23 protein-coding genes are annotated in these 24,186 nt (G+C 40.9%); 13 read left to right on the forward strand and 10 right to left on the reverse strand.

Translation table 11 applies throughout. From position 1 onward, the window contains the following. The 3 genes from ACIQZ2_RS07215 to ACIQZ2_RS07225 form a co-directional block, all read right to left on the reverse strand. The coding region (locus tag ACIQZ2_RS07215) for an ExbD/TolR family protein (RefSeq protein ID WP_395768179.1) at positions 1-217 on the reverse strand (217 nt) is incomplete at its 3' end. A 32-nt stretch (positions 218-249) separates the two neighbouring features. After that, the gene (locus ACIQZ2_RS07220; protein ID WP_395616889.1) at positions 250-849 is read right to left on the reverse strand and encodes an ExbD/TolR family protein; all 600 of its coding nucleotides are present in this window, start codon (positions 847-849) and stop codon (positions 250-252) included. Positions 850-917: 68 nt separating this feature from the next. Next, positions 918-1,754, reverse strand: coding sequence for a MotA/TolQ/ExbB proton channel family protein (locus tag ACIQZ2_RS07225; protein ID WP_395616888.1), 837 nt, complete (start codon positions 1,752-1,754; stop codon positions 918-920). Between the two features lie 348 nt (positions 1,755-2,102). On the opposite strand from ACIQZ2_RS07225, the gene ACIQZ2_RS07230 reads away from it, so the two are divergent. From ACIQZ2_RS07230 to ftsZ, 6 genes are all read left to right on the forward strand, one after another. Then, a complete protein-coding gene (locus ACIQZ2_RS07230; protein ID WP_395768180.1) occupies positions 2,103-2,432 on the forward strand; it encodes a DUF721 domain-containing protein in 330 nt (109 codons plus the stop codon). 136 nt (positions 2,433-2,568) lie between these two features. Beyond that, the gene (locus ACIQZ2_RS07235; RefSeq protein ID WP_395768181.1) at positions 2,569-3,471 is read left to right on the forward strand and encodes an LD-carboxypeptidase; all 903 of its coding nucleotides are present in this window, start codon (positions 2,569-2,571) and stop codon (positions 3,469-3,471) included. A 44-nt stretch (positions 3,472-3,515) separates the two neighbouring features. Further along, positions 3,516-5,042 (forward strand): YifB family Mg chelatase-like AAA ATPase, encoded by a 1,527-nt coding sequence (locus tag ACIQZ2_RS07240; RefSeq protein WP_395768182.1) that lies wholly within the window; start codon positions 3,516-3,518, stop codon positions 5,040-5,042. Between the two features lie 24 nt (positions 5,043-5,066). Beyond that, positions 5,067-6,071, forward strand: coding sequence for a hypothetical protein (locus ACIQZ2_RS07245; RefSeq protein ID WP_395768183.1), 1,005 nt, complete (start codon positions 5,067-5,069; stop codon positions 6,069-6,071). Between the two features lie 69 nt (positions 6,072-6,140). Then, positions 6,141-7,619 carry a M28 family peptidase gene (locus ACIQZ2_RS07250; protein WP_395768184.1) on the forward strand — a complete coding sequence of 493 codons (1,479 nt, stop codon included), beginning with the start codon at positions 6,141-6,143 and terminating at the stop codon, positions 7,617-7,619. Positions 7,620-7,679: 60 nt separating this feature from the next. Next, positions 7,680-8,957 (forward strand): cell division protein FtsZ, encoded by a 1,278-nt coding sequence (ftsZ, locus tag ACIQZ2_RS07255; RefSeq protein WP_395768185.1) that lies wholly within the window; start codon positions 7,680-7,682, stop codon positions 8,955-8,957. On the opposite strand, the gene ACIQZ2_RS07260 is transcribed toward ftsZ, so the two are convergent. Continuing rightward, complete coding sequence (locus tag ACIQZ2_RS07260) at positions 8,954-9,709, reverse strand: copper homeostasis protein CutC (RefSeq protein ID WP_395768186.1); 756 nt, start codon at positions 9,707-9,709, stop codon at positions 8,954-8,956. The genes ftsZ and ACIQZ2_RS07260 overlap by 4 nt on opposite strands. Before the next feature lie 135 nt (positions 9,710-9,844). Here ACIQZ2_RS07260 and ACIQZ2_RS07265 point away from each other — a divergent pair, with 135 nt between their 5' ends. Then, entirely contained in the window at positions 9,845-10,066 is a 222-nt protein-coding gene (locus ACIQZ2_RS07265; protein WP_130895915.1) for a DUF2795 domain-containing protein, read from the forward strand. Here the strand turns inward: ACIQZ2_RS07265 and ACIQZ2_RS07270 are convergent, their stop codons facing one another. Continuing rightward, positions 10,067-11,617 (reverse strand): glycerol-3-phosphate dehydrogenase/oxidase, encoded by a 1,551-nt coding sequence (locus tag ACIQZ2_RS07270; protein ID WP_395768187.1) that lies wholly within the window; start codon positions 11,615-11,617, stop codon positions 10,067-10,069. A 175-nt stretch (positions 11,618-11,792) separates the two neighbouring features. Between ACIQZ2_RS07270 and ACIQZ2_RS07275 the strand changes: the two genes are divergently transcribed. The 4 genes from ACIQZ2_RS07275 (at position 11,793) to serS (ending at position 15,637) form a co-directional block, all read left to right on the forward strand. After that, positions 11,793-12,473: a tol-pal system YbgF family protein gene (locus ACIQZ2_RS07275; RefSeq protein ID WP_395768188.1), complete on the forward strand. Its 681-nt coding sequence runs from the start codon at positions 11,793-11,795 to the stop codon at positions 12,471-12,473. A 72-nt stretch (positions 12,474-12,545) separates the two neighbouring features. Then, positions 12,546-13,025 carry a 6,7-dimethyl-8-ribityllumazine synthase gene (ribH, locus tag ACIQZ2_RS07280; protein WP_395768189.1) on the forward strand — a complete coding sequence of 160 codons (480 nt, stop codon included), beginning with the start codon at positions 12,546-12,548 and terminating at the stop codon, positions 13,023-13,025. Between the two features lie 11 nt (positions 13,026-13,036). Further along, positions 13,037-14,356, forward strand: coding sequence for an aspartate kinase (locus tag ACIQZ2_RS07285; protein ID WP_395768190.1), 1,320 nt, complete (start codon positions 13,037-13,039; stop codon positions 14,354-14,356). A 9-nt stretch (positions 14,357-14,365) separates the two neighbouring features. Further along, entirely contained in the window at positions 14,366-15,637 is a 1,272-nt protein-coding gene (serS, locus tag ACIQZ2_RS07290; protein WP_395768191.1) for a serine--tRNA ligase, read from the forward strand. Here serS and ACIQZ2_RS07295 read toward each other — a convergent pair. Both ACIQZ2_RS07295 and ACIQZ2_RS07300 read right to left on the reverse strand, forming a co-directional pair. Then, positions 15,634-16,329 carry a response regulator transcription factor gene (locus tag ACIQZ2_RS07295; RefSeq protein ID WP_395768192.1) on the reverse strand — a complete coding sequence of 232 codons (696 nt, stop codon included), beginning with the start codon at positions 16,327-16,329 and terminating at the stop codon, positions 15,634-15,636. The two genes, serS and ACIQZ2_RS07295, sit on opposite strands and share 4 nt — an antisense overlap. After that, positions 16,319-18,097, reverse strand: a complete 1,779-nt coding sequence (locus ACIQZ2_RS07300) for a sensor histidine kinase (protein ID WP_395768193.1) — start codon at positions 18,095-18,097, stop codon at positions 16,319-16,321. The genes ACIQZ2_RS07295 and ACIQZ2_RS07300 overlap by 11 nt, the downstream gene beginning before the upstream one ends. A 129-nt stretch (positions 18,098-18,226) precedes the next feature. Here ACIQZ2_RS07300 and ACIQZ2_RS07305 point away from each other — a divergent pair, with 129 nt between their 5' ends. Continuing rightward, on the forward strand, positions 18,227-19,003 hold the full coding sequence (locus ACIQZ2_RS07305) for a T9SS type A sorting domain-containing protein (protein WP_395768194.1): 777 nt from the start codon (positions 18,227-18,229) through the stop codon (positions 19,001-19,003). Positions 19,004-19,088: 85 nt separating this feature from the next. Here ACIQZ2_RS07305 and ACIQZ2_RS07310 read toward each other — a convergent pair whose 3' ends face one another. The 3 genes from ACIQZ2_RS07310 to ruvB are packed head-to-tail and all read right to left on the reverse strand — an operon-like array spanning position 19,089 to position 23,391. After that, the gene (locus ACIQZ2_RS07310) at positions 19,089-21,188 is read right to left on the reverse strand and encodes a prolyl oligopeptidase family protein (RefSeq protein ID WP_395768195.1); all 2,100 of its coding nucleotides are present in this window, start codon (positions 21,186-21,188) and stop codon (positions 19,089-19,091) included. A 2-nt stretch (positions 21,189-21,190) separates the two neighbouring features. Further along, a complete protein-coding gene (locus tag ACIQZ2_RS07315) occupies positions 21,191-22,339 on the reverse strand; it encodes an FAD-dependent oxidoreductase (protein ID WP_395768196.1) in 1,149 nt (382 codons plus the stop codon). Between the two features lie 26 nt (positions 22,340-22,365). Further along, on the reverse strand, positions 22,366-23,391 hold the full coding sequence (gene ruvB, locus ACIQZ2_RS07320) for a Holliday junction branch migration DNA helicase RuvB (protein WP_395768221.1): 1,026 nt from the start codon (positions 23,389-23,391) through the stop codon (positions 22,366-22,368). Between the two features lie 92 nt (positions 23,392-23,483). Between ruvB and ACIQZ2_RS07325 the strand changes: the two genes are divergently transcribed. Beyond that, a complete protein-coding gene (locus ACIQZ2_RS07325) occupies positions 23,484-24,185 on the forward strand; it encodes an MIP/aquaporin family protein (RefSeq protein ID WP_395768197.1) in 702 nt (233 codons plus the stop codon). The last annotated feature ends 1 nt before the right edge of the window (position 24,186 follow it).

The following is a 24,186-nucleotide window of genomic DNA, read 5'->3' on the forward strand; positions in this document are numbered from 1 at the left end:
ATAATTTTACAGGTGATGTTTCCTTAGTATCCGTTTTATCAGGCATGTTTAATTGCATGGTAACGGGCTTTGCTAACGTCGTTGTTAACATAAAGAAAGTAATCAAAAGGAAGCCTAAGTCCACCATGGGTGTCATGTCGATTTTGGTCGACATTTTCTTACTACGCTTCTTTCCGCCGCCTTTCTTCCCGCCACCGGAGCTATCTATTTCTGCCATTTCTTTTCGTAATTAATAATTAAAATGAAAACTTATCTCGGTTTATTTTCCGGTCCAGTTACTAATTGGAAGATATTGATATTCTGAGCCTGCAAAGTACCGATGATATCGGCAAAAACTTTGTAGTTAGAATTTTGATCTCCTTTAATAGCAACTTTCAACTCTGGATTAGACAATTTCGCATAACCCACCCAATACGAAAGTTCGTTATTAGTTGAATCAATTGGAATCCCCTTGCTTAGCTTTTTAGCTTCTGAAGGTTTCATATTTAACACCTGACGCATTGCTCCTAGAGGATAGCCTACGATTTCTGAAGCCATAAAGTTCTTCTTCATCTCGGCTGTTACAGCGACACCATAGCGATTAGCCATGCGCTCTAACATAAACTCACGTGCCATTTGATCATCAGTTGCCAAATAAACGCCTCCTTCTGGTGAAACACTAACCATCAGCATACCATCTTTAATGTTCAGAGGTTTCTCTGAGATAGAAGATGGAGGAGTGATCGTAACTGCCTCTTCTGGACGGAACTTCGCGGTTAACATGAAGAACGTCAAAAGAAGGAAAGCCACATCACACATCGCTGTCATGTCGAGTGAGACACTTTGTCGTTTAGCTTTAACTTTTGGCATAACAATTATTTTTTTGAACGGTGAATAAAATTGAATGAAAGGGCAAGGCCCCTAAATCAGTTCAAATATTAATTGTGATGTGTAGCGTAGTTTTGGTTAACGCTTAAGCCGATTTCGTCAATGCTATAAGTTAACTCATCAATTTTCGCTGTGAACACGTTGTATGCAATGATACAGATCGCTGAAGTACCGATACCTAATGCTGTGTTGATTAGGGCTTCAGAGATACCATTTGCTAAAGCGGATGAATCAGTTGATCCACCTGAGTTACCTAATGACGCGAAGGCCTTAATCATACCGATTACCGTTCCTAATAGACCGATCAAAGTTGAAACGGATGCTAAAGTTGCGATGATAGTTAAGTTTTTCTCTAACATTGGCAATTCTAATGAAGTAGCTTCTTCCACTTCTTTGCTCAATGCAGCTAATTTTTGCTCTTTGTCTAAAGATTTCTCCGTAGTCAAAGCTTTGTATTTTTTGATGGCAGCTAAGGTAACGTTACCTACAGATCCTTTTTGCTTATCACAAGCTTTCAAAGCACCGTCTACGTCATCCTTGTCTAAGGAAGCTTGAATTGAGCGAACAAAAGCATTCACATCACCAGTTCCTTTTGCTTTACCGATTGTGAACATACGCTCGATTGAGAATGTTAATGCAGTTAAGAAACAAGTCATCAAAACTGGCACGATAACTCCACCTTTATAAACTACACCAAAGTAGTCGCCTGGTAGTGGGTGTCCTTCATTAGTACCGCCTTCAAAGTGAGAGCCATCACCCATTACAAGTGAATAAATCGCTACCGCAATGGCAAAAAGGACAATTAGAATTAAACCTGCAGAAATACCGCCAGATTTTTTTTCGGTTGCAGCTGGCTTAGCAGCTGGCTTTGGTTGTTGTGTACTCATTAGTTTGGTAATTTGGGGTTAAAGAATTATTTTTTTGGTAATAAAACTTGTTGAAAAATGCGGGAGTAGTTTTCATAGTTTTTCGTCCACTGCTTTTTTCGGTAAAAGCAAAAGTAATAGAAATCTCAAATAAATCGTATAGGTATACATAAGCTCAGCCATCAAATCAACTTTGCAGGCTAACTTGCTATTGTATTATCTTGATATTTTGTCCTAAAATCCCTCCTTTATTAGGTACTTTTTTTAGAATTATTTTTTGAAAAAATTTTAAAAAAAAATTAATTTAAACCTGTTTACACCACATAAAGAACCAAAATAACGTACATTTGCTCATCTAATTTTCTATGCATGGATTCTCCATATAGCCCGAAAGGACCACGCGCAGCTACACGTAAAAATGAAAGCCAACCGCTCAAAGAGGCGATTGATGCGCTTTTACGCGTATATAAACTGCAAAGTCAATTCGACGAGACTTCCATCGAAGCGCATTGGGAAGAAATCATGGGAAAACCCATCGCGGCCAGAACTACAAAAGTCTATGCCAAAAACCTGAAGCTATACCTACAAATCGATTCTGCTCCCCTGAAAAAGGAACTCATGATGGCGAAACAGAAAATGATTGAATTAATCAACAAGCACGCTGGCAAAGCTGTTATTGAAGAGGTTGTATTTCTTTAGATTTTTTTCAGGTAGTAAAGCCCTTGCGATTTTTCCCAAGAATCTAATACGGAGAATTGCCGAGTCCTATTTTTGATGTTTCGCACTTTCCTTTGCCGAAAAAAAAGGACATATTTGTAGCATATACACGTAATTCATGCAAATCCCCCAACTATTACAAAAAGGTGACCGCGTTGCTATTGTTTCTCCCGCTTCTCCCCCGAGTTCTCAACAATGGAAAAAAGGAATTGATGTTTTAGAATCCTGGGGACTCAATATTGTTTATGCTGATAATTTTTTAGCAAAACACTTTGGTTTAGCTGGCACAGACGATCAACGGCGTTCAGATTTGCAAGCTATGTTGGATGACCCCACAATTAAAGCCATTTTTCCATTACGCGGCGGTTATGGATGTAGCCGATTTATGGACCAATTAGACTTTAATAAATTCAAGGCCTCGCCTAAATGGCTAGTTGGATTTTCTGATATCACTGCCCTATTATGTCACATCGATTCCTTAAAGACGGCAAGTATTCATGGACCTATGCCTAATAATTTTTGCCAAAATGGCGGAGAGGCTGCTTTAAATACACTGCATCAACTACTTTTTACGGGTAAAACCCATATTCAAGCCCCTTCCCAGGCAGCAAATCGGACGGGCGAAGCAGAAAGCACCTTGATTGGAGGTAACTTATCTTTGTTGGCACACCTCATCGGAACTGAAAGCTTTCCAAATCCTGTAGGCAAAATCCTTTTCATCGAAGAGGTAGGCGAACGATTATATCATGTGGATCGCATGCTGGTCCAACTAAAACGGGCAGGGTATTTATCCCAACTCACAGGATTAATCATCGGAGCATTTACCGATTGCCATGAGGCAAAATTGGAAATGGGCAAATCGATTGAAGAGCTTGTCCTTGAACATTGTGCAGAAAACCCATATCCCATTGCTTTTAATTTCCCAGCCGGACATATTCCAAACAATTTCGCGCTCCCCTTCGGAACGAAAATCAAATTCTTGGTAAATTCTGATAATGTCCAAGTTGTTGGACAGATTTAAGCCTCTATAGAATGTTAAAAGACTAGTTTTGATTAAAAAAAATCATGCTAGCTAAAACCTATGCCTGCTCCGTTTTTGGAGTAAATGCAGCATTAATTACCATTGAGACATATGTAGGCCAAGGCAGCAAATGTCACTTAGTAGGGCTTCCGGACTCAACAATTAAAGAGGCTATCCTTCGTGTCGAATCCGCCATGAAACAAATGGGGTGTTTTTTCCCTCGGAGAAAAGTGGTGATAAACTTAGCGCCTGCCAATGTCCGCAAAGAAGGATCAGCTTATGACTTAGCCATCGCACTTTCCATTATTCAAGCCTCTGAGCAAGTTGAGATTCCCGATCTTCCCGCATTCGTCATCATGGGAGAACTTGCTTTAGATGGGGTAATTCGTCCAATCAAAGGAGCCCTGCCCATTGCATTAGAGGCGCGAAGAAATGGAATCCGAAAAATTATTCTGCCAAAAGAAAATGCACACGAAGCAGCCTTTGTAGAAGATATAGAAGTTTTTGGCATGGAAAATCTGCAAGAGACTGTTCAATTCCTACGTGGGAAAACGTTTCACGCATCCATTAAATCAGCACAAACTTTCATGCCTTCCAATCATTCTTTGTTGGATTTTGCGCAAGTTCAAGGACAAGTAATAGCCAAAAGAGCCTTCGAAATTGCCGCAGCAGGTGGACATAATCTTATTTTAATAGGTCCTCCCGGCGCCGGAAAAACGATGTTGGCCAAACGAATACCGAGCATTTTACCCCCATTGAATTTGGAAGAAGCGATGGAAACAACCATCGTCCATTCAATCGCAGGTAAAATACCCTTAGAACATACTTTATTGGCACAACGCCCTTTTCGGTCACCACATCATACCATTTCCTCTACAGCTTTAATTGGTGGTGGCTCAAACCCGCAACCCGGTGAAATTACACTGGCACACAATGGCGTATTGTTCTTAGATGAACTTCCCGAATTTTCTAAACATGCTTTGGAGGTGATGCGCCAACCACTCGAGGATCGTAAAGTATTTATTTCACGGGCAAGATATGCCGTAGAATTCCCGGCCAACTTCATGCTCATTGCAAGCATGAATCCATGTCCTTGTGGATATTACAACCACCCCACAAAGGATTGCACATGCGGTTCCGAAGTTGTGCAACGCTATCTAAATAAAATTTCTGGGCCCCTATTAGACCGGATCGACCTACATGTTGAAGTGCTTCCCGTACAATTTGAAGAAATGCATGGAACACAAACCAATGAAAGTAGTGCCGAAATTTACACACGCGTTCTTCAAGCCAGAGAAATCCAAACCAACAGATTTGTCCAGCAAAAATTTCATGTAAATGCATTAATGAACTCGACCAATTTACGAAAAGTTTGCCAACTGGATTTTGCTTCAGAACAACGTTTAAAATTGGCCATGCAGACACTTTCCCTGTCGGCAAGAGCCTATGACCGCATCTTAAAAGTGGCGAGAACCATCGCAGATTTAGATAGAAAAGAAGTGATTGAAATCAAACATCTTACGGAAGCTATTGCCTACCGCAGTTTGGATAGGGAAAATTGGGGAGGATAATGTATTTTTGAAAAAAAATCCCCGATGAGAATCTTATTCGCCCTGGTAGTTGCGCTACTAATCCCTAGGTATAGTCAAGCACAAAATCCTTCATTCAAAACGCTAGAGAATTTTGATGCCATTTTTGCACGCGCAAAAAAAGAAAATAAGCCCGTCTTTTTCGAGGCCTTCTTGCCCAATTGTTCACATTGCATTGCCTATGATGCAACCTTGAAGAACCAAAAAATCAAGCAGTTTCTGGACAAAAATGTTTTGGCATACCAGCTTGATCTAAGTAAAAAAGAAAACGGGATTTTCTTACGTAAGCAAAAAATATTCGTCCCTTCTACCCCAAGTTTTATCATGCTAGGTCCTGATGGAAAACCCTGGAGTGTTCAAACCATGGGAGATGAATTAAACAATGTGGATGGAATAATCAGCACTTTACAAAAAGCGATTGATCCAGAAAAAAGAGATGAGGCCATTCTCAAAAAATACCAACAAGGGGCTAGAGATTTTAATCAGATGATAGAGCTCGCTAATTTTACCCGAATGACCTTAGATTCAGTACAAAACATGGAGATAGTCCAACAACTTGCTGAAGCATTACCCCAAGATAAATATGAAAGCGAACTGGGATTTCTTTTGATTCGAAAAGTTATGCTTGATAACAACAATCCCCTGTTTGAGCACTTTATAAACAACCTTCCCGCCTATCGAAAATATGCAGATTCTGTTACCGTAAGGCAAGCCGCCGAAAACACCTTAATGTCTACTTTATTCTCCAGTAGGGCGAGAAAATTTAGTCCAGAGCGAATTGCGGGAATAAAAAATGGATTAAAACTAATCGGACTTAACGAAGCTCAAATTGCAAATCGGTGTATCGTTTTGGAAGTGATGATAGACCTAGACAAAGATCATTTAGCAACCGCGGTAGATCGGGTGAAAAAGTTTTATCAAAGTAAAGTAATTCCAGAAAAAGAAAAGGAATTCTGGTGTAAATGGCTCACCCGTAAATCCGGACCGAATATTCCTTGCCCGCTCCCCTAATTTACACTTGTATATTTAGCTAAAATGGCGTAATTTTCAGCATAACATAGGTTGTCCATTACATTTTTTATGAAAAAAATATTACGCTATTGTCTTACAGCTTTAACATTAATTGGATTTTCTAGTGCCATCCCCTTAGTAGGCGAAGAGTCATTGGAATCCGTTTTCAAGCGTATTAAAATAGAGGTGGACACAAATTCGCAAGCCTATTCTACCCTTGGAAATGCCTGCGCAACCATTGGGCATCGATTAACTGGTAGTGAAAATGGGAAAAAAGCAGAGGAATTGGCGTTTCAACTATTCAAAAAATACGGATTTAGGGACACAAAATTTCAAGGTTTTCAAGTAGAAGCTTGGGCGCGTGATACTGTTACATTATCTGTTGCGCCACCAAAATCTGATGACTTTCGAGATATACCTGTTGTTTCTTTGGCACTTACACCTGTAGAATCGAAAATTCAAGGTCAAATTATTGACTGTGGGAATGGACTAGATAGTGATTTTGAAGCAAAAAAAGACCTCATTAAGGGCAAAATAGCCCTGGCCAATATTGGCTTGTTAGGTGCCCCAGAAGGAACAAAAAATTTACACCGTTCTGAAAAAACGGCCTTAGCCATAAAATATGGCGCAACCGGTATCATTTTCGTTAATACAGTTAAAGGCCAAGTATTGTTAACTGGAACAGCATCAGTAACAGGTAATCTTATTTCGATACCTGCCGTTTGCATATCATATGAAAGTGGTCAAGAAATCAGAAAATGGTTAGTGGACCAACCAGGCTTATTGAGTATGATTGAAATGCACAATGTTAGCCAACCCATCAAAGCTCGTAATGTAGTTGCTACCTTAAAAGGGGAAAGCCGCAGTTTACGACATGAAAAAATCATTATTGGTGGACACTTGGATTCTTGGGATTTAGCGACGGGCGCAATTGATAACGGCATAGGCTCTTTCTCTGTCATTGACATCGCACGCACATTCAAAGCCTTAGGCTTGAAGAGCAAGCGTACCATTGAATTTGTTGCCTTTATGGGAGAAGAAGAAGGTCTTTTGGGTTCCAAAGCCTATATGGAACGTGCAAAAAAAACCGGGGAAGTGAATGAAATTGTTTACATGATCAACCTTGATATGGCCAATGATGTGCGTGGATTTAATGCAGGTGGCCGCGATGAAATGTTGGGATTATTAAAAGAAATTGGAAATAAAATCAAATCGATTGACCCGTCGTTTGCCAATGAAATTCATAATGCTGCAGGACTACATTCCGACCATCAAGTATTTTTATTAGAAGGCATTCCTGCAGCTGACCCCGTAGGCAAACTAAGCCGATCTGTACTCGATTGTTACCATGCGAATTGTGATGTATTTAGCTTAGTCAATAAAAAAGAGATGGAAAATAATGTAAAATACACTTCCATGCTTTTATATGCTTTAGGCAATGCAAACTCAATTCCTGCGAAAAAATTAGACTTTTATTCAACGCGGGATTTCTTTATCAAACAAAACTTACAACACGAATTAGAATTAGGAAATGAATGGCGCTGGTGAAATAATTAAATTCTCCTCAATTTCATTATTTTTGCAAGCAATTGAATTACTGTTACCCTTATGAACTCTACGAATCCCTCTTTTTACGACCACGACATGGAAATGATCCCAGAAAACACCTTCAAATCAATAATTAAAGTAGTCGGTATCGGTGGCGGTGGCTCCAATGCCGTAAAGCACATGCAGGAAATGGATATCAAGGGCGCAGACCTTGTAATTTGCAATACCGATTCGCAAGCATTGGCATCTAACCCTGTTCAGACAAAGATTAAATTGGGACAACAAGGTCTTGGAGCAGGAACAGATCCGGAAGTAGGCCGCATGGCTGCTTTGGAAAGTCGGGAAAAAATTGAACACATGCTATCGAATGAAACCCAAATGGTGTTCATTACCGCTGGTATGGGAGGAGGAACAGGGACAGGTGCAGCACCGGTGATTGCAGAAATTGCCCGCGATAGAAATTTATTGACTGTGGCAGTTGTCACTGCACCATACAATTGGGAAGGTAAGGACAAAATTCAATATGCGCTTAACGGTGTAGAAGCATTAAAAAAATATTGTGATACGGTCATCGTAGTCATGAATGATAAATTAGCTGAGCATTACGAAAACTTGCCTATGTCGGAAGCCTTCTCAAAAGCCGATGACGTGCTTGCCAAGGCAGTTAAATCAGTTGTTGACGTTATTGCAAAACCAGGCGATATCAATACGGACTTCATGGATGTCAAGAAGGTTTTGACGAATGCGGGAAAAGCAATGATGAGCTCAGCTTATGGTAATGGTGAAAATCGTGCCCATGAAGCAATTGCGGAGGCATTAACATCGCCTCTATTGAATTCTCAACAAATCAAAGGTGCTAAACGCATCTTGGTTACTGTTTCAACCGGAAGCAGCAATCAGTTGAAGATGAAAGAGCAAAATGTTATTATAAATTACCTCAATGACCGTATTTACTTGCAAGCAGATATGGTGAAATTCGGATTCTCTACCGATGAAGAATTAGGCGACAGCCTGTATTTAACCGTTATTGCTGCAGGCTTTGAACATGAAGGGGATGAATTTGGCACCTATTTCGCTGAATCAGACGGCACCTATGCGTCGGCCGATGACACAGGTAATCGTGAGTTTACATCAGGCAGCACCATCACATTGGATGCAGAATCAGCGAATAACCCCATGAACGAAGAGGAACGTTTTAATTACATGGTTGACATATATGCCAACGGTGGTGTAAGTGAAACGGAGTTTGAAGTGCCAACGTACCGTCGTAATTCGGTTAAGCTTTATGCCTTGAACAGATTACCAGAAGAAGAGTGGGTAACTTCAGAACTTTACTAATTCCCCCGAACTCGCTTAATCGTTTCACGAATTAACTCCTCATTGGAATAGGCTATTTCGAATTCCGAAATTTCACTTAATCCGCCCATGGAAATGCCTGGTCGGCGATATTCCATGGCTGAATCACGTAGGGTTTTAGCACTCGTATGTACCGCATCTACTCCAGCGTCAAGGAAAATTTGGCAATTTTGAGGATTAACACCACTTCCTGCCATGATTTCAATTCGACCAGCGGCAAGGCCAACTAACTGAGCGATATTTTCAACACCATCTATGGCTTTATTTTTTTGCCCAGAAGTTAAAATTCGCTGAAAGTTAAGTTTAATTAATTGCTCCAAAACAAGCGCCGGTTCGCGACTAACATCAATCGCCCGATGAAAGGTTAATGACAAATTACCAACGCGCGCACGCAGTCTAGATAAAAACTCGACATCCAGATCACCATTAGGAAGTAAGGCCCCCACAACCAAACCATGAACCCCGGTTAAAAGAAGCTCATCTGCTTCGGCCAACATAGTTTGCTTCTCCCACTGATCGTAACAAAAATCTCCCCCACGCGGACGCAACATCACATGGACTCCGAGACTCGTTGCCGCAAGGACAGATTTAACTAAACCAGCTGATGGAGTACATCCACCATCATGTGGCGATGCGCAAAGTTCAACGCGGTCAGCCCCGGCACGATCAGCGGCCAAACAAGACTCCAATGAATAAGCACAAACTTCAACAGCAACCCCTGTTTTTCTCTTCATAAAAATAGGCCTAAATGAGCCATTAAATTGCTTTTTCGATAATTAACGAAAATTTAAGAAATAAATCTTTTATAAATATTTTTTTATTTTACTTTTGCACAACGATCAAAAAGAAATAATAAAATTTCCTCAAATATGTATTGGACATTAGAACTTGCCTCCTACCTTGAAGATGCGCCTTGGCCTGCTTCAAAAGACGAATTAATTGACTTTGCTATCCGTACAGGATCGCCACTTGAAGTTGTTGAAAACTTACAAGAATTAGAAGACGATGGACAGCCTTTCGAGAGTATCGAAGAAATTTGGCCAGACTATCCGACCAAGGATGATTTCTTTTTCAACGAAGACGAATATTAATTAAGAGGCGAAAGCCTCTTTTTTTATGGCCTTAATTTCCTCACTCATTTGTTGATTCCGTAAACTAATTCCCCAGCGACGGACCAGTACATCATCCCAGCAGGTCACCATCTCGTGTGCTTTCTGGTAACTAATTTCAGATTCGATAAATGGTAGATTGGGATGAATAATCTGTAGGTCTCCATTCAGTAACTCAAAACTTTGGGAACCATAGGTCTCCCACAAGTGCTTTTGGGTAGCTTTTGACAAACCCAAAGCTTCTGCTTCTTGGTTAAACTTTTCGCGTAATGATTCATCCCCACCCCATAAAGAATGACTTTCGGTCATGCACTTTCTAGGGCTACTATTTAATACCTCGCGTTCTAAAACATCCATGGTATCAGATGCCATGACCCGGTAAGTAGTCCACTTGCCTCCCATAATACTAACTAATTTACTGCGGCCATCAACTTCCACCTCATGATCACGCACTAAAGATTTAGTATCTGTTGACATGGCGGCATCCAAGGCAGCTTGCAATAAGGGACGCTGACCCACAAAAGTTGATGTAACATCACTGCGTGATGCTTTTTCAGTCGCGTAGCGATTGAAATAATCTAGTAAATAGTCAACCTCTTCCGACAAAATAGGCGGATTCTCCCGCAAGGAATCCGGTTCATCTGTGGTCCCTACGAGCACGTATTCTTGCCATGGGATTACAAAAATAACACGGCCATCATCGGTTTTAGGAATCAATAAGGCTGTTTCGCCTGGCCAAAAAGTAGCTGGCAAAACAATATGAGCTCCTCGACTAACCTTCATTCGAGGTTTTAACTTGGGATTAGCAAGCAAACGAATGGCATCAGTAAATGGTCCAGTCGCATTAACAACGGCTTTCACCGGTATTTGATAAGTTTCCCCTGTAACTAAATCGTTAAAACAAACTTCTTTGACTTTGAGGCTCTTTGGGGAGTGCACAAATTGAGTAAGTTCGGCATAATTTAAAATACAAGCACCAGCAGCTTCAGCAGATTGCAAAATCGCCAAAGCATAGCGTGCATCATTCAGTTGGCCATCGTAATACAAAACACCACCGCGTACCTGTTTTAACGAAAGTGCCGGACTTAACTCGCGCATCTGGTTGGGACCTAATCCCCTACTCGGTTCTAAATTAGTATGACCTGCGATTCGATCATACATCCACATCCCAATCCGGTAATAAATCCGATCAAACCAAGTATAACAAGGCGTAAGCAATGCCAAAGGATGTGTTAGAAAAGGCGCATTTTTCAATAAAATCCTTCGCTCGTGCAATGCCTTATAAACCATCTTAAATTGCTGCCAATCTAATTTTTTTACCGCTTGCTCCAAGTAGCGAACGCCTCCATGAACTAATTTCGTCGATTTAGAAGAAGTTTGTGACGCGAAGTCCCCTTTCTCAATTAACAATACGCGATAACCGCGTAATGTAGCATCTAAAGCTACACCTGCACCCGTAGCCCCGCCACCAATGACACATAAATCAAATGGCTCACGCAATTTCTGTATTTGGTCTGCACGGTTAAAGGACATCTGATTGTGAGGTTTACAAAGGATAAAGTACGATTTACTTCAATTTACTCAACAAATTCTAAAATAAAACGCAAAAGATTCATTTAAAATTGATAAAAATAGAAGAGATTTTATAATTTTGCAGTCCTTTGGCTAGTGACATAAACTAGCTCGAGCATCAAAGCATTATAATTTTATGGCAAAGAAGAAAGAAGTTAACGAATCCATTGAAATCATTGAAAGCCCAGAGGCACTTCAACACGAATTAGAGAAAGTCACTGGAGTTTTCGATCAAAATAAATCAACTGTTATTGGCATTGCCGTTGTTGCAATCGCGGTTATTGTAGGCTATTTCGGCTTTCAGTGGTATCAAAATACACAAGACGCAGAGGGCGAAAAGAAATTATATAAGGCTGTTTACGCCTTTGAATCCGATTCTTTAGCTGCTGCATCAAAGGACCTAGCGAAAGTTTCAGATGAATTTGGCGGGAATACGCAAAATTTAGCTGATCTATATTTAGGTATTACCTTATTAAAACAAGGTAAATATGATAACGCAATTGAAAAATTGAAAAATTTCAACAGCGGAGATTTATTAGTTCAAGCACGTGCTTATTCATTAATTGGTGATGCATATTCAGAAAAGAAATCGTACGCTGAAGCCATTGAATATTATACAAAAGCGGCTGATTATAAGTCGAATAAATTCTTCTCTCCAGGTTATTTATTGAAGTTGGCAAATGCTTACGAAGCCAATAAACAATCGAAAGAAGCATTGGATGCCTATACAGCAATTACGGAGAAATATCCAGAATCGGCTGAGGCGATTCCAGCAAAGAAATATAAGGCGCTATTAGAAAGCTCTATCTCTGAATAATACCAATTAAGATCATTTCAGGAGGGGATAAGAGCAAACGCTTTTATCCCTTCTTGTTTTAGCCCCATTAGTATGTCATCTTCCGTAAAAAACTTAAGCGAATTTAGCACCATGCATTTGCCCAATATTACCGGTAAACGCTTTGCCATCGTAGTATCAGAATGGAATACCGACGTAACGCATGCGCTCTATACTGGTGCATTTGAAACCTTGTTAAAGTACGGCGCTACCGAAAACAATATTATTCGCGTTCAGGTGCCTGGGAGTTTTGAATTAAGCTTAGGGGCGCAAAAGATGGCCGAAAAACAGGATATTGATGCTGTCATCTGTTTAGGATGTGTAATACAAGGCGAAACCCGGCATTTTGATTTCATCTGCCAAGCCGTAGCGGATGGTATTACAAACGTAAGTTTGAAATACAATAAACCCGTCATCTTCGGCGTATTAACTCCGAATACCCAAGAACAAGCCATGGACCGCGCTGGTGGAAAACATGGTAACAAAGGAGATGAGGCTGCTATTACGGCCATAAAAATGTTAGCAATAAATTAAGATATACTATTATGCAAGTTTGGAAATTTGGCGGTACATCCGTAGGAAAGCCAGAAAGAATGCAATCAATTCGTCAACTGATCACAGAAGACGGGAAACCTAAAATTGTTGTTTTGTCAGCTCTATCTGGTAGTACCAATGCATTATTATCTATTTCTGAATCTTTAATCGCAAAAAATGCAGCTGATGCGCAAACAAAAGCAGCCGCATTACGTGCGCACTACGATACATTCATAACTGAACTTTATCATACACCGGCTGGACTAGGTAAAGGCCAAGCCATCGTAGAAAAAGAATTTAATTTCATCGATAGCCTAATTGACACCGTTCCTTATACGCTGAAGGAGGAAAAAGAGATGGTTGCTTTAGGCGAATTGCTTTCTACGCAAATTTTTGAAGCATACTTGCAAGAAGAAGGAGTCAGCTCAACATTACTTCCTGCCCTGGACTTCATGGTGATTGATGCGGATAACGAACCCATCATGGCTGATATCTCAGCGAAATTAGCGGCTACATTAACTCCTGTAAAGGATAAGCAAATCTTCGTTACGCAAGGTTTCATATGCCGCAACCCTGCGGGCGAAGTGGATAACTTGAAGCGTGGAGGATCTGATTACACGGCATCTTTAATAGGTGGAGCTATTCAAGCTGACGAAATTCAAATCTGGACAGACATTGATGGAATGCATAATAATGATCCGCGCATTGTTAAAAATACATTCCCAATTCGTGAATTATCCTTCGCAGAAGCAGCCGAATTAGCCTACTTTGGGGCAAAAATATTGCACCCGAGTACGATTACGCCAGCCAAAATTAAAGGCGTTCCCGTGCGATTAAAAAATACCATGGAGCCTAGCGCCTTCGGCACCTTGATATCTGAAAAATCCACAGATATTGAAATCAAAGCGATTGCAGCTAAAGATAATATTACGGCCATATACATTCACTCAACACGTATGTTGAATGCCTACGGTTTCTTAAAACGGGTTTTTGAAATATTCGAAAAATATAAAACGCCTGTTGATATGATCACGACATCCGAAGTTTCGGTATCTGTGACAATTGATCAAACCGTAAATCTTGATGCAATTATGCGCGAATTGCGTGAATTTGCCGAATTAGAAGATCCCGATAAAGACCAAGTAATCATTTGTATTGTTGGGAATTTCTGGGCCGATAAAGAGGGTATCGCCATCAAAGTATTGGATGCCATTAAAAATATCCCAATCCGTATGATTTCGTACGGAGCGTCTGAACACAACATCTCACTTTTAGTAGATGCCAAACATAAAAATGACGCATTAAACGCATTAAACGAAGGACTTTTCTAAACAAACACCATGTTAACGATTCCATTTATCCGGACAAATACGGAGCTTACGATTGCTGGTTTAACGAAAAAACATGTGAAGGATGCTGCAGAAATTGTAGCCCAACTCCTTGTGATGGATGATAAGCGTAAATCCTTGCTCCAACAGGCTGAACAAGCGCTGGAAAAATCCAATGCCGCTGCCAAAGAAATCGGTGCGCTGATGCAATCAGGTCAGAAAGAATTAGCTGAAGGAAAGCGTGCTGAAACCGCTGCGTTAAAGGGTGAAATCAAAATGATGGAAGATGCAGCGCGTGTAGCCGAGAAGGATTTAAATGACTTATTGGTCACACTACCTAACCTGCCGCATAGCTCTGTTCCCGAGGGAAAAGTAGCTGAGGATAATGAAGTGGTGTTAAGCTGGGGAAATATCCCCACCCTACCTGCAGCCGCTAAGCCGCATTGGGATTTAATCAAAGAATATGACATTATTGACTTCGATTTAGGGAATAAAATTACAGGCGCCGGTTTCCCAGTTTACAAAGGAAAAGGTGCACGCTTGCAACGTGCGCTAATCAACTTCTTTTTGGATGAAGCCATCAAAGCGGGCTATTACGAAATTCAACCTCCTATCTTAATCAATGAAGAATCGGGATTTGGTACCGGCCAATTACCTGATAAAGAAGGTCAAATGTATGTTACCCAAGCAGAAGGATTGTATTTAATCCCGACAGCCGAAGTACCTATCACCAATTTGTATCGTGATGTCATTGTTAATGAAAAAGAGTTACCGATCAAAAATGTAGGACATACCCCCTGTTTTCGTAGGGAGGCTGGCTCATGGGGTGCGCATGTGCGGGGATTGAATCGCTTGCATCAATTTGATAAAATTGAAATTGTACAGATTCAAAAACCCGAAAACTCCTATGCGGCACTGGAGGAAATGTCGCTTCACGTTCAAAGCCTTTTACAAAAATTAGCATTACCATACCGCGTATTACGTCTTTGTGGCGGCGATATGGGCTTTACCTCCGCATTAACGTATGACATGGAAGTATGGTCTGCAGCCCAAAGTCGGTGGTTGGAAGTGAGCTCAGTATCAAACTTTGAAACCTACCAAGCCAACCGACTAAAATTGCGTACGAAAATAGACGGTAAATCAATCTTATGCCACACGTTAAACGGCTCAGCATTAGCATTGCCGCGGATAGTAGCAGCGATTTTAGAGAATAATCAAGGACCTGATGGAATCAAAATTCCCGCAGTATTGGTGCCGTATACGGGCTATACACATATCAACTAATCGACACTCAATCGAAAACCCTCGCCGTGCAAATTCAATAACTGTACGCGAGGGTCTTCCTTTAGCAACTTCCGGAGTTTGGTCATGTAAACATCCATGCTTCGGGCATTAAAATACGTGTCATCTCCCCAAATCAATTTCAGTGCATACGAACGACTAACCGGTCGGCCTAAATTCTCGCATAACAATTTCATTAGCTCATTTTCCTTTGGCGTAAACTTCTGTTCATTCCCCTGGAATACAAGTCGCATTTTTGCAGGATAGTAAAGAAAATCTCCTAAGTGAATTTCATCTGCTAACGCAGGCAAAGTCTTATCGGATTTCATTCGACGCAAAACAGCCTCCATTCGAGCGACTAGCACGTCCATCGAGAACGGTTTTGTGAGGTAATCGTCTGCCCCCACTTTAAATCCTTGCAGGGTGTCTTCCTCCATGGATTTTGCCGTCAAAAAAATAATGGGAACGTCCAAATGAGTCGCGCGGATATCTTTTGCCAAAGAAAACCCGTCTTTTTTAGGCATCATAACATCTAAGATGCAAAGGTCATATGATCCTTTTACAAAAAAATTTAACGCCTGATCGCCGTCCTGACTCCAGGAAACATCATACCCTTTTTTCTTTAAAAATTCCGATAGCAATAACCCTAAATTAGGGTCATCCTCGGCCAATAAAATGTTGAGATTAGTTGCCATAAGGTATCGTGATTTCAAATGTACTTCCTTTTCCTACTTGACTTTTTACATGTACCGTTCCCCCGTGTGCTTCCACAATTTTCTTGACATAACTCAAGCCAAGTCCAAAACCTTTTACATTATGCACATTGCCTGTTGGTACGCGATAAAACGGGTCAAAAACCTGAGATAGGAATTCTTTACTCATACCAATTCCTTCATCACTAACTTGAATATGAAATCCTAAATGATCGCTATCCGTAAATATTCCAATTCGCGGGGCCTTATCGCTGTACTTAACGGCATTATCAATCAAGTTATTAATCACATTACTCATATGCACTTCATCGATTAATATGACGCTAGAATCAGCACTAAATTCGGTATTAATTTCCCCTTGATTAGCCATCAACATCGGTTGGTTCATTTCAATCACCTGATGAATGAGTTCATGCATGTCCAAATGCTTTTTCTTTAAAACGATTTCTTCCCGCTCCATTTGTGCTGTTTGGAGTACTCTTTCGACTTGCTGGCCCAAGCGCACATTCTCATCTTTGATAATCCCTAAATACCGTTGAATGGTACTGTTTTCAACGACGCTCACATCTTCCTGAATTAATTGAGTTGCCAATGAGATAGTCGAAATAGGTGTTTTAAATTCATGTGTCATGTTATTGATAAAATCATTTTTGATTTCTGCCAGTTTCTTTTGCTTTAAAATCGTCATCATCGCAATGTAAAAACAGCCAACCATAATAAAGAGTAAAATGGCTGATCCCAATAAACTTACGCCCATCGTCTCCCAAATAAACCCTAAGGAATCAGGAAAATATACATGCAAAAATTGACCTGAGGCATGTAAATCATTGGGAAAAAGCGCTGCCATAAATTGTGGCGTATGTTTTTTAATGGTAGCGTTGGAGGTAAAAATCCAGTCTTTTGACTGCTTGGGTGCTTGAGGAGCTATACCAAAGGCGTAGGACAATTGAATATTTTTTGCGGCCAACTCCTTTCGCAACAGACTATCGATGTAGTGTGGTTCCACACGTTGGGCGATGGGTTGTTCTTTAAATAAATAATCCGCAAAAACCTCTTTGGCAATGGCCGTTTTTTGGATTACTTTTTCCACTTCAGCTTTGGCAGCCAAGTTGATATCGGCACTTCGCTTATTCTGATTCTTTTTTGATTCATCCCTATCCGCACGACTTGCCTTGTGTGCACGGTCACGCTTCTTGCGAAAAGGTAGGTTTTTATTGGCTGGTACTCCATTCAACAGCTCTGATAATTGTTGATCTTCCTGCATCCTGCGTTGGATTTCTTGTTCAGGGTCTACATCCACGTGATACTCCTCCGTAATTTCAGCAATCTGACCATTGGGAAGTAAAAAGGATTTCCGCACATACATGATATCTGATCGGACCTCATTTTGAAATACCCCCATACCATTGCGTGCGACCACGTCTGGGCTGATAAATGCATCGGCATTCTTTTGCTCATTCGGTGGCATGGGAACCACGGGTTTCTTGGGTTTAATTGAAGCTAACTTGGCGGAAAGTTCCTTGATTTTCTGTTGCTGGCTTTCGTACGTTTTATGTCGCTCAGCAAGCATAACTAACTCTTCCTTCTCTAATTTTCGAACCACTTGAGCTAAGCCATCCTGAACATCCGAAGCGAATTGTTCTTTCTTTGTCTCCAGCATGAACCCGAGCCAGTAAGCTTGAAAGGCAATAAGACCAACTAATGCGAGGGTCATAAAGCTAATAATCCATCGAATCTTTTTCTGGGTCATACTTATTTCAAAATCGAAAGAACAAATTTATTAAATTGATTGAAGGATAAAAGAAGTCTTAACACTTCTTAACAAACAAGAATAAAAGGCATTTTGTAATTTTGCATGAAATCAAAAACGAAATCAAATATGAAATATCTATTCATCACAGCAATAGCCGCTTGTATTTCTACTACAGCTTTTGCGCAAGAAAAAAAGGAAGCTACCGTTAAGATTGTCATCAACGAAAACGGTAAAGAACGCATCATCGAAAAAAAATTCACTGACCTAGACCAAGCTGATGCTGAGATAAAAAAACTAAACGACTCCTTGGACATCAATATTTCTACATCGGGTGGAAAGAAAAAAATCGTTCGTGTCGATGTGAATAAGACACACATGTCTGATAAGCCAGGCAACATCATTATAGAGAATATGGAAGGGGGAAAAGAAGGAGGTGACGAAAAGCGTGTAATTATTCGCCGCGTTGGCCCAGGCATGCCGGGACCGGGAGCTCCAGGTCATCATGGCAATGAGTCCAACGTGATGATCTTCCGTGGAGAGGGAGGCCCTGAGGGAATGCCTAAAGAATTCAATATTGAATTAGATGGTCCAATGGGGGGACGTATGAAAGGATTAAAGAAATTAATGGAAGAAAAAGGATCTAAAACTATCCATGGTCTTTCAGGAGAACCCAATCAACCATTCAATGGCAAATTGAATGTTGAATTTAACGCTCCTGAAAAAGGAAACGTAACCATCGCTGTTACAGATGTAAATGGAAAAGAAATAGCATCCGAACAAGTGAAAGATTTCCAAGGGGATTATTTAGGTCAGATTGACTTAAAGAAAGCCGGATCCGGTGTATATTTCTTGCGCGTGACGCAAGGAAATGACGGTGCCGTACGAAGAGTTAAGGTTGATTAGTTTGTTATTTCCCCAGGCCTTCAAGCCTGGGGAACCATTTGAAATCCGTCTAAGTCAAAACCCTGAGCATCTGCTTAGGGTTTTTTTAGTTGACCATATTTGCCCAAGCAAAGGCATACATGTCTGCCGTTAGCTCGATCAATTTGGCAGTATTACTAGACCCATGTCCACTATTGGTGTCAATCCGGATAATAATGGGCTTTTTGCTTTTGTTCTTTGCCTGTAAGGTGGCCGCATACTTAAATGAATGCGCCGGAACCACTCGATCATCATGATCTGCTGTCGTAATCAATGTGGCCGGATAAGTCTTTCCCTCAATGTTGTGCAAAGGAGAATAGCTGTACAACACCTTAAACTCCTCAGCATTATCACTAGAACCATAATCGGCAATCCAGTTCCAACCAATTGTGAATTTTTGAAAACGCAACATATCCATAACACCAACACCAGGTAATGCCACGCCAAATAATTCGGGGTGTTGGTTAATGACAGCGCCAACTAATAACCCTCCATTCGAACGACCTGAAGCCGCTAAATAGGAAGGTGCTGTATATTTCTCTTTAATCAGATACTTGGCCGCATAAATAAAATCATCAAATACATTTTGTTTTTTTAGTTTCATCCCTGCCTCGTGCCATTTCTCACCATACTCACTTCCTCCTCGCAAATTTGCCAACACATATACCCCACCTTTTTCTAACCAAGCCATCAGACTTGCCGTGAAGGTTGGAGTGGAACTGATATTAAACCCGCCATAGCCATGAAGAATTGTTGGGTTTTTTCCATTCAGCATCAATCCCTTTTTACTCACGATAAACATCGGCACGCGTGTTCCGTCTTTACTCGAATAAAATTTCTGAATCACCTGGAAGTCTTCCGGGATAAAGGCCAGTTTGGGCTTTTGGAATACTTTACTAGTATTTTGCGCTATTTCGTATTTGTAGACAGTAGGCGGAAAGTTAAAAGATGAATAGGTAAAGAAAGTGTATTTATCATCCTTCTCTCCATTAAATCCGCTGACATTTCCAAGGCCTGGCAACTTCACTGAACCTATGCCCACGCCATTATATTTATAGATCAAAGTACGTGAAGTTACATCTTTCAAGTAGGTCAAATACAACCGATGTCCCGCACTTGCGACCGATTGCAAGGGTTCTGCTCTTTCTGCAATCAAGGGCTTCCAATTATTTTTCTCAGGTTTAGCTAAATTCAGCTCAACCACTTTCCCATTAGGTGCGCCGTCATTCGTCTCCAAGATGAGGCGATCTCCTTCATTATCTATAACCGAATAATGAAATGAACCAGGCTCACGAACGATGGGTCTAAATACATCGCCAACAACATCCGTACGAATAAACCATAATGCATTTCCATCTAAACCTTTCCCACGATCACTAATAGTCAGGTAAGCTAAGGTTTCATCATCCGACGTACGCAGGGTATGAAAACGTTGCGGATTTTTCTTATCCTCATAAACCAATCGATCTTGGCTTTGAGAAGTACCTACTTGGTGATACCAAACTTGGTGATTTTCGTTTTTTGTGCTCAATTCTTTACCTTCTGCCGGCGCAGGATAACGTGAATAATAAAACCCATCCCCTTTCCAGGCAACGCTGCTTACTTTAACCCAGTTCACTTGGTCGGGCAAGTCTTTACCTGTTTCCATATCGCGAACGCCAAAAACCTGCCAATCACTCCCTCCTTTACTTAGGCCAATGCATGCATAACGCCCATTTTTGCTTAAACTAAACACAGTTAATCGGGTCGTGGCATCAGAAGAGAGCTTATTAGGATCTAAGACCTCTTCAGGTGTGCCCGTTAATCCATTTTGGCGATAGAGCACCGATTGGTTTTGCAAACCTGAATTCTTGTAAAAATAAAACCAATCTCCGCGTTTAAATGGAGCAGAAATTTTCTCATAATCACTCAGTTGTTCGATACGCTTTTTGAATGTTTCTCGCAAAGGCAAGGTTTCAAGATAACCAAAGCTTACTTTGTTTTGCGCCTTCACCCACTCCTTTGTTTCTTCGCTATTGTCATCTTCTAACCAGCGATAAGGATCTGCAACCGTAACACCATGGTAAACATCTTGGTGGTCAACTTGACGCGTTTTCGGGTACACTAATTGTGACCATGCAGCCGAATTCATTAACATTCCCATGAGTAAAATCAAATACTTTTTCATACTTATTTATTTTTTGGTAACCATAAAATAGCATCAGCGGTTAACAAGCCATTAGCTCCACGCTGAGAAACCAATACGTCACCCGTTGAATTTTCTTCAAAATGATACGTTCCAACAGGCACCCAAGTTTCCGATGCATCTGGAGCTAACTTTAAGGAGGCTATATGCCTTACCTTGGCTATGTATACTTCCAAGTTCAAAACTTTAGTCCCTCCTCGTACAGCCGGGATGTAGTAGTACAATGTATAATCGCCTTTTAAAGGCGTTTTTGATGCAAATCGTATACGTGAACCTAAGTCATCCAAGGGATTTGTTTGTAAATACGTACTCCCGAAAGACCCGGCCTGATTTTTAACTTTATTCCAGTGGCCAATAATCTCCATATTCGCAATCTCCGCATCATCTACAATTAAATCAGGACGCGAACCATCCATCCATGGATTGAATTTATAATAGCGATCTACCTCTTCAACAGACACTTTAGAAACAGGAACATCGCGTGACATAGATTCCAAAGCTTTAATGACTGCTGTTTGTGCTAACTGCATATTAGCGACGTCAGAACCTTTGCCTAAAACAAGTACTGGAGCCTGTATGTTTGTCAGGCTAGGTTCAGCATATACCAAATGGCTAGCAGATCCTCCCATTCCATCTTCCTCCAATTCTTTTGTTGGCTGATATCCCGTTTTTAATAGCATATTCCCCGCGTAGGAGCAATCAATGTAGGTTTTCGCGCGTACTAACTTTACCCCATCATTCGACTGTAAGCTGAGTTGTTTCACCTCATTTTGCTCAACAAGACTTGAAATGACCTGATGCTCCGACCAAACCGTCACTTTCCCAGCCTCCAAATAGCCTTGCAAAACATCTATACCGACAGAAGAATCAAAAACATAAGATTCAAATTTTCCTACTTTTACCCCTACTCTTCTAAAGAAATCGCGCGACAAACCTTGCATATTTGCTCGGTTTATTTCAAACTTCATCCCTAAGCCTTGTTGGGCATAAGGAATTTGCGCAGATGCATCAATCAGTAAAGTCTTCTTTCCTGCCACTTTCGCAGCATAAGCTGCTATAACCCCAGCAGGATTAGCACCATAGACAATTACGTCAAACGACTGAACCTTTTGAGCCCAACAGGTTGTTGCCAACAAAAAAAAACAAATAAAATAACGCATTAAAATAAAGTTCCTGTTTGAGCTTTAGGTTCAATTCCTACGTGGCGATAGGCCTTTTCGGTTGCTTCTCTACCACGCGAGGTTCTTTTCAAAAAGCCTTCTTGAATTAAAAAAGGTTCATATACCTCTTCGATCGTTTCAGCCTCCTCGCCGCATGCAGTTGCAATGGTCGTCAAACCCACTGGACCGCCTTTGAATTTTTCAATAATCGTCATCAAAATCCGATTATCCATTTCATCCAAACCGTTTTGGTCCACATCTAAAGCATCAAGTGCTATTTGAGCAATCCGTACATCAATCTCCCCATTGCCTTTTACTTGAGCAAAATCTCGGGTTCTTCTTAAAAGATTATTGGCAATACGCGGGGTTCCTCGGCTCCTACGCGCAATCTCAAAAGCCCCTGATTCTTCAATCGGCATTTTCAGAATTTGGGCAGAACGCTTCACGATCGTCGTAAGTAGTTTGGCATCGTAATACTCTAATCGAGCATTTATTCCAAAACGGGCACGTAAGGGTGAGGTCAAAAGTCCCGCGCGCGTTGTTGCACCGATTAAGGTAAAAGGATTTAAACTAATCTGAATGCTCCGGGCATTGGGCCCAGAATCCAACATAATATCAATCTTATAATCCTCCATAGCAGAATACAAATACTCTTCCACAATGGGATTTAATCGATGAATTTCATCAATAAACAACACATCATAAGGCTGTAAATTAGTAAGTAAACCCGCCAAATCAGAAGGTTTATCCAATACAGGGCCGGAGGTTATTTTCAAGGTAGAACCTAACTCATTTGCAATGATATGCGAAAGTGTCGTTTTACCTAATCCTGGAGGTCCATGCAACAAGACATGATCTAAAGCTTCTTCACGAGCTTTTGCAGCACCAACGAATACTTTAAGATTATCAACGATTTTCCCTTGACCGGAAAAATCAATAAAGCTTAACGGACGTAAGGCCTTATCAAACTCACGCTCTTGTGGATTCAATGCTTCCGCATCACCGGTTAAATAATCTTCCCGCATAGGACTATCTTGATTCAAAATTGAACTCAAAGATAATTTTTTTATTGCGAAGATTTTATAGTTTTGATAAACCAACAAGAATAACTAAAACTATGAGCTCGATTTTTATCGGTGAGTTAGCCGGAACAGCTACCCTATTATACCTAGGCAATGGCGTCGTTGCCAATGTTCTCTTAAAAGATACCAAAGGAAATGGAACGGGATTATTAGCCATTGCAGCAGCCTGGGCGTTTGCCGTTACGATTGCCATTTTCGTATCAACCTATTTTGGAAGTCCAGCAGCACACTTAAATCCAATCGTCACCATCGCTGATTGTGTTAAATCTGGGGATTGGAGCTTATTTCCTACATTTATAGGAGCTCAATTAGTAGGTGCGATGTTAGGCCAACTACTTGTTTGGGTGCATTACAAACCACATTACGATATCACAGAAGATGCAGGGGCAATAAAAGCTTCATTTTGCACAGACCCTGCCGTCAAAAATACCCCATTTAATTTCATTTCTGAGGCTTTTGCATCGGCACTAGCCGTCCTAGCATTAGGGACATTTAGTAGCATAGAAACTGGCTTGGGGCCGTTTATGGTTGGCATTTTAGTCTGGGCTGTGGGTCTTGGCTTAGGGGGAACTACGGGTTATGCGATCAATCCAGCACGTGATCTAGGTCCGCGCATTATGCACGCCATTTTACCTATTAAACATAAAGGTGACTCCGATTGGGGTTACGCTTGGATTCCTGTGATAGGTCCAGCAGCGGGTGCTGTATTAGGTGCTTATTTGTTGACATTAAACTAAT

Source organism: Aquirufa sp. (assembly GCF_044342065.1).
Lineage (GTDB): Bacteria > Bacteroidota > Bacteroidia > Cytophagales > Spirosomataceae > Aquirufa.

Bases quoted from the DNA above. Each gene is read 5' to 3' on its own strand.
- ACIQZ2_RS07235 (WP_395768181.1), top strand. From the start codon at position 2,569: ATGCAAATCCCCCAACTATTACAAAAAGGTGACCGCGTTGCTATTGTT.
- serS (WP_395768191.1), top strand. From the start codon at position 14,366: ATGTTAACGATTCCATTTATCCGGACAAATACGGAGCTTACGATTGCT.
- ACIQZ2_RS07295 (WP_395768192.1), bottom strand. From the start codon at position 16,329: ATGGCAACTAATCTCAACATTTTATTGGCCGAGGATGACCCTAATTTA.
- ACIQZ2_RS07265 (WP_130895915.1), top strand. From the start codon at position 9,845: ATGTATTGGACATTAGAACTTGCCTCCTACCTTGAAGATGCGCCTTGG.
- ACIQZ2_RS07230 (WP_395768180.1), top strand. From the start codon at position 2,103: ATGGATTCTCCATATAGCCCGAAAGGACCACGCGCAGCTACACGTAAA.
- ftsZ (WP_395768185.1), top strand. From the start codon at position 7,680: ATGAACTCTACGAATCCCTCTTTTTACGACCACGACATGGAAATGATC.
- ACIQZ2_RS07310 (WP_395768195.1), bottom strand. From the start codon at position 21,188: ATGAAAAAGTATTTGATTTTACTCATGGGAATGTTAATGAATTCGGCT.
- ACIQZ2_RS07245 (WP_395768183.1), top strand. From the start codon at position 5,067: ATGAGAATCTTATTCGCCCTGGTAGTTGCGCTACTAATCCCTAGGTAT.
- ACIQZ2_RS07225 (WP_395616888.1), bottom strand. From the start codon at position 1,754: ATGAGTACACAACAACCAAAGCCAGCTGCTAAGCCAGCTGCAACCGAA.
- ACIQZ2_RS07300 (WP_395768193.1), bottom strand. From the start codon at position 18,097: ATGACCCAGAAAAAGATTCGATGGATTATTAGCTTTATGACCCTCGCA.
- ACIQZ2_RS07325 (WP_395768197.1), top strand. From the start codon at position 23,484: ATGAGCTCGATTTTTATCGGTGAGTTAGCCGGAACAGCTACCCTATTA.
- ribH (WP_395768189.1), top strand. From the start codon at position 12,546: ATGTCATCTTCCGTAAAAAACTTAAGCGAATTTAGCACCATGCATTTG.
- ACIQZ2_RS07270 (WP_395768187.1), bottom strand. From the start codon at position 11,617: ATGTCCTTTAACCGTGCAGACCAAATACAGAAATTGCGTGAGCCATTT.
- ruvB (WP_395768221.1), bottom strand. From the start codon at position 23,391: ATGCGGGAAGATTATTTAACCGGTGATGCGGAAGCATTGAATCCACAA.
- ACIQZ2_RS07250 (WP_395768184.1), top strand. From the start codon at position 6,141: ATGAAAAAAATATTACGCTATTGTCTTACAGCTTTAACATTAATTGGA.
- ACIQZ2_RS07260 (WP_395768186.1), bottom strand. From the start codon at position 9,709: ATGAAGAGAAAAACAGGGGTTGCTGTTGAAGTTTGTGCTTATTCATTG.
- ACIQZ2_RS07275 (WP_395768188.1), top strand. From the start codon at position 11,793: ATGGCAAAGAAGAAAGAAGTTAACGAATCCATTGAAATCATTGAAAGC.
- ACIQZ2_RS07240 (WP_395768182.1), top strand. From the start codon at position 3,516: ATGCTAGCTAAAACCTATGCCTGCTCCGTTTTTGGAGTAAATGCAGCA.
- ACIQZ2_RS07285 (WP_395768190.1), top strand. From the start codon at position 13,037: ATGCAAGTTTGGAAATTTGGCGGTACATCCGTAGGAAAGCCAGAAAGA.
- ACIQZ2_RS07220 (WP_395616889.1), bottom strand. From the start codon at position 849: ATGCCAAAAGTTAAAGCTAAACGACAAAGTGTCTCACTCGACATGACA.
- ACIQZ2_RS07305 (WP_395768194.1), top strand. From the start codon at position 18,227: ATGAAATATCTATTCATCACAGCAATAGCCGCTTGTATTTCTACTACA.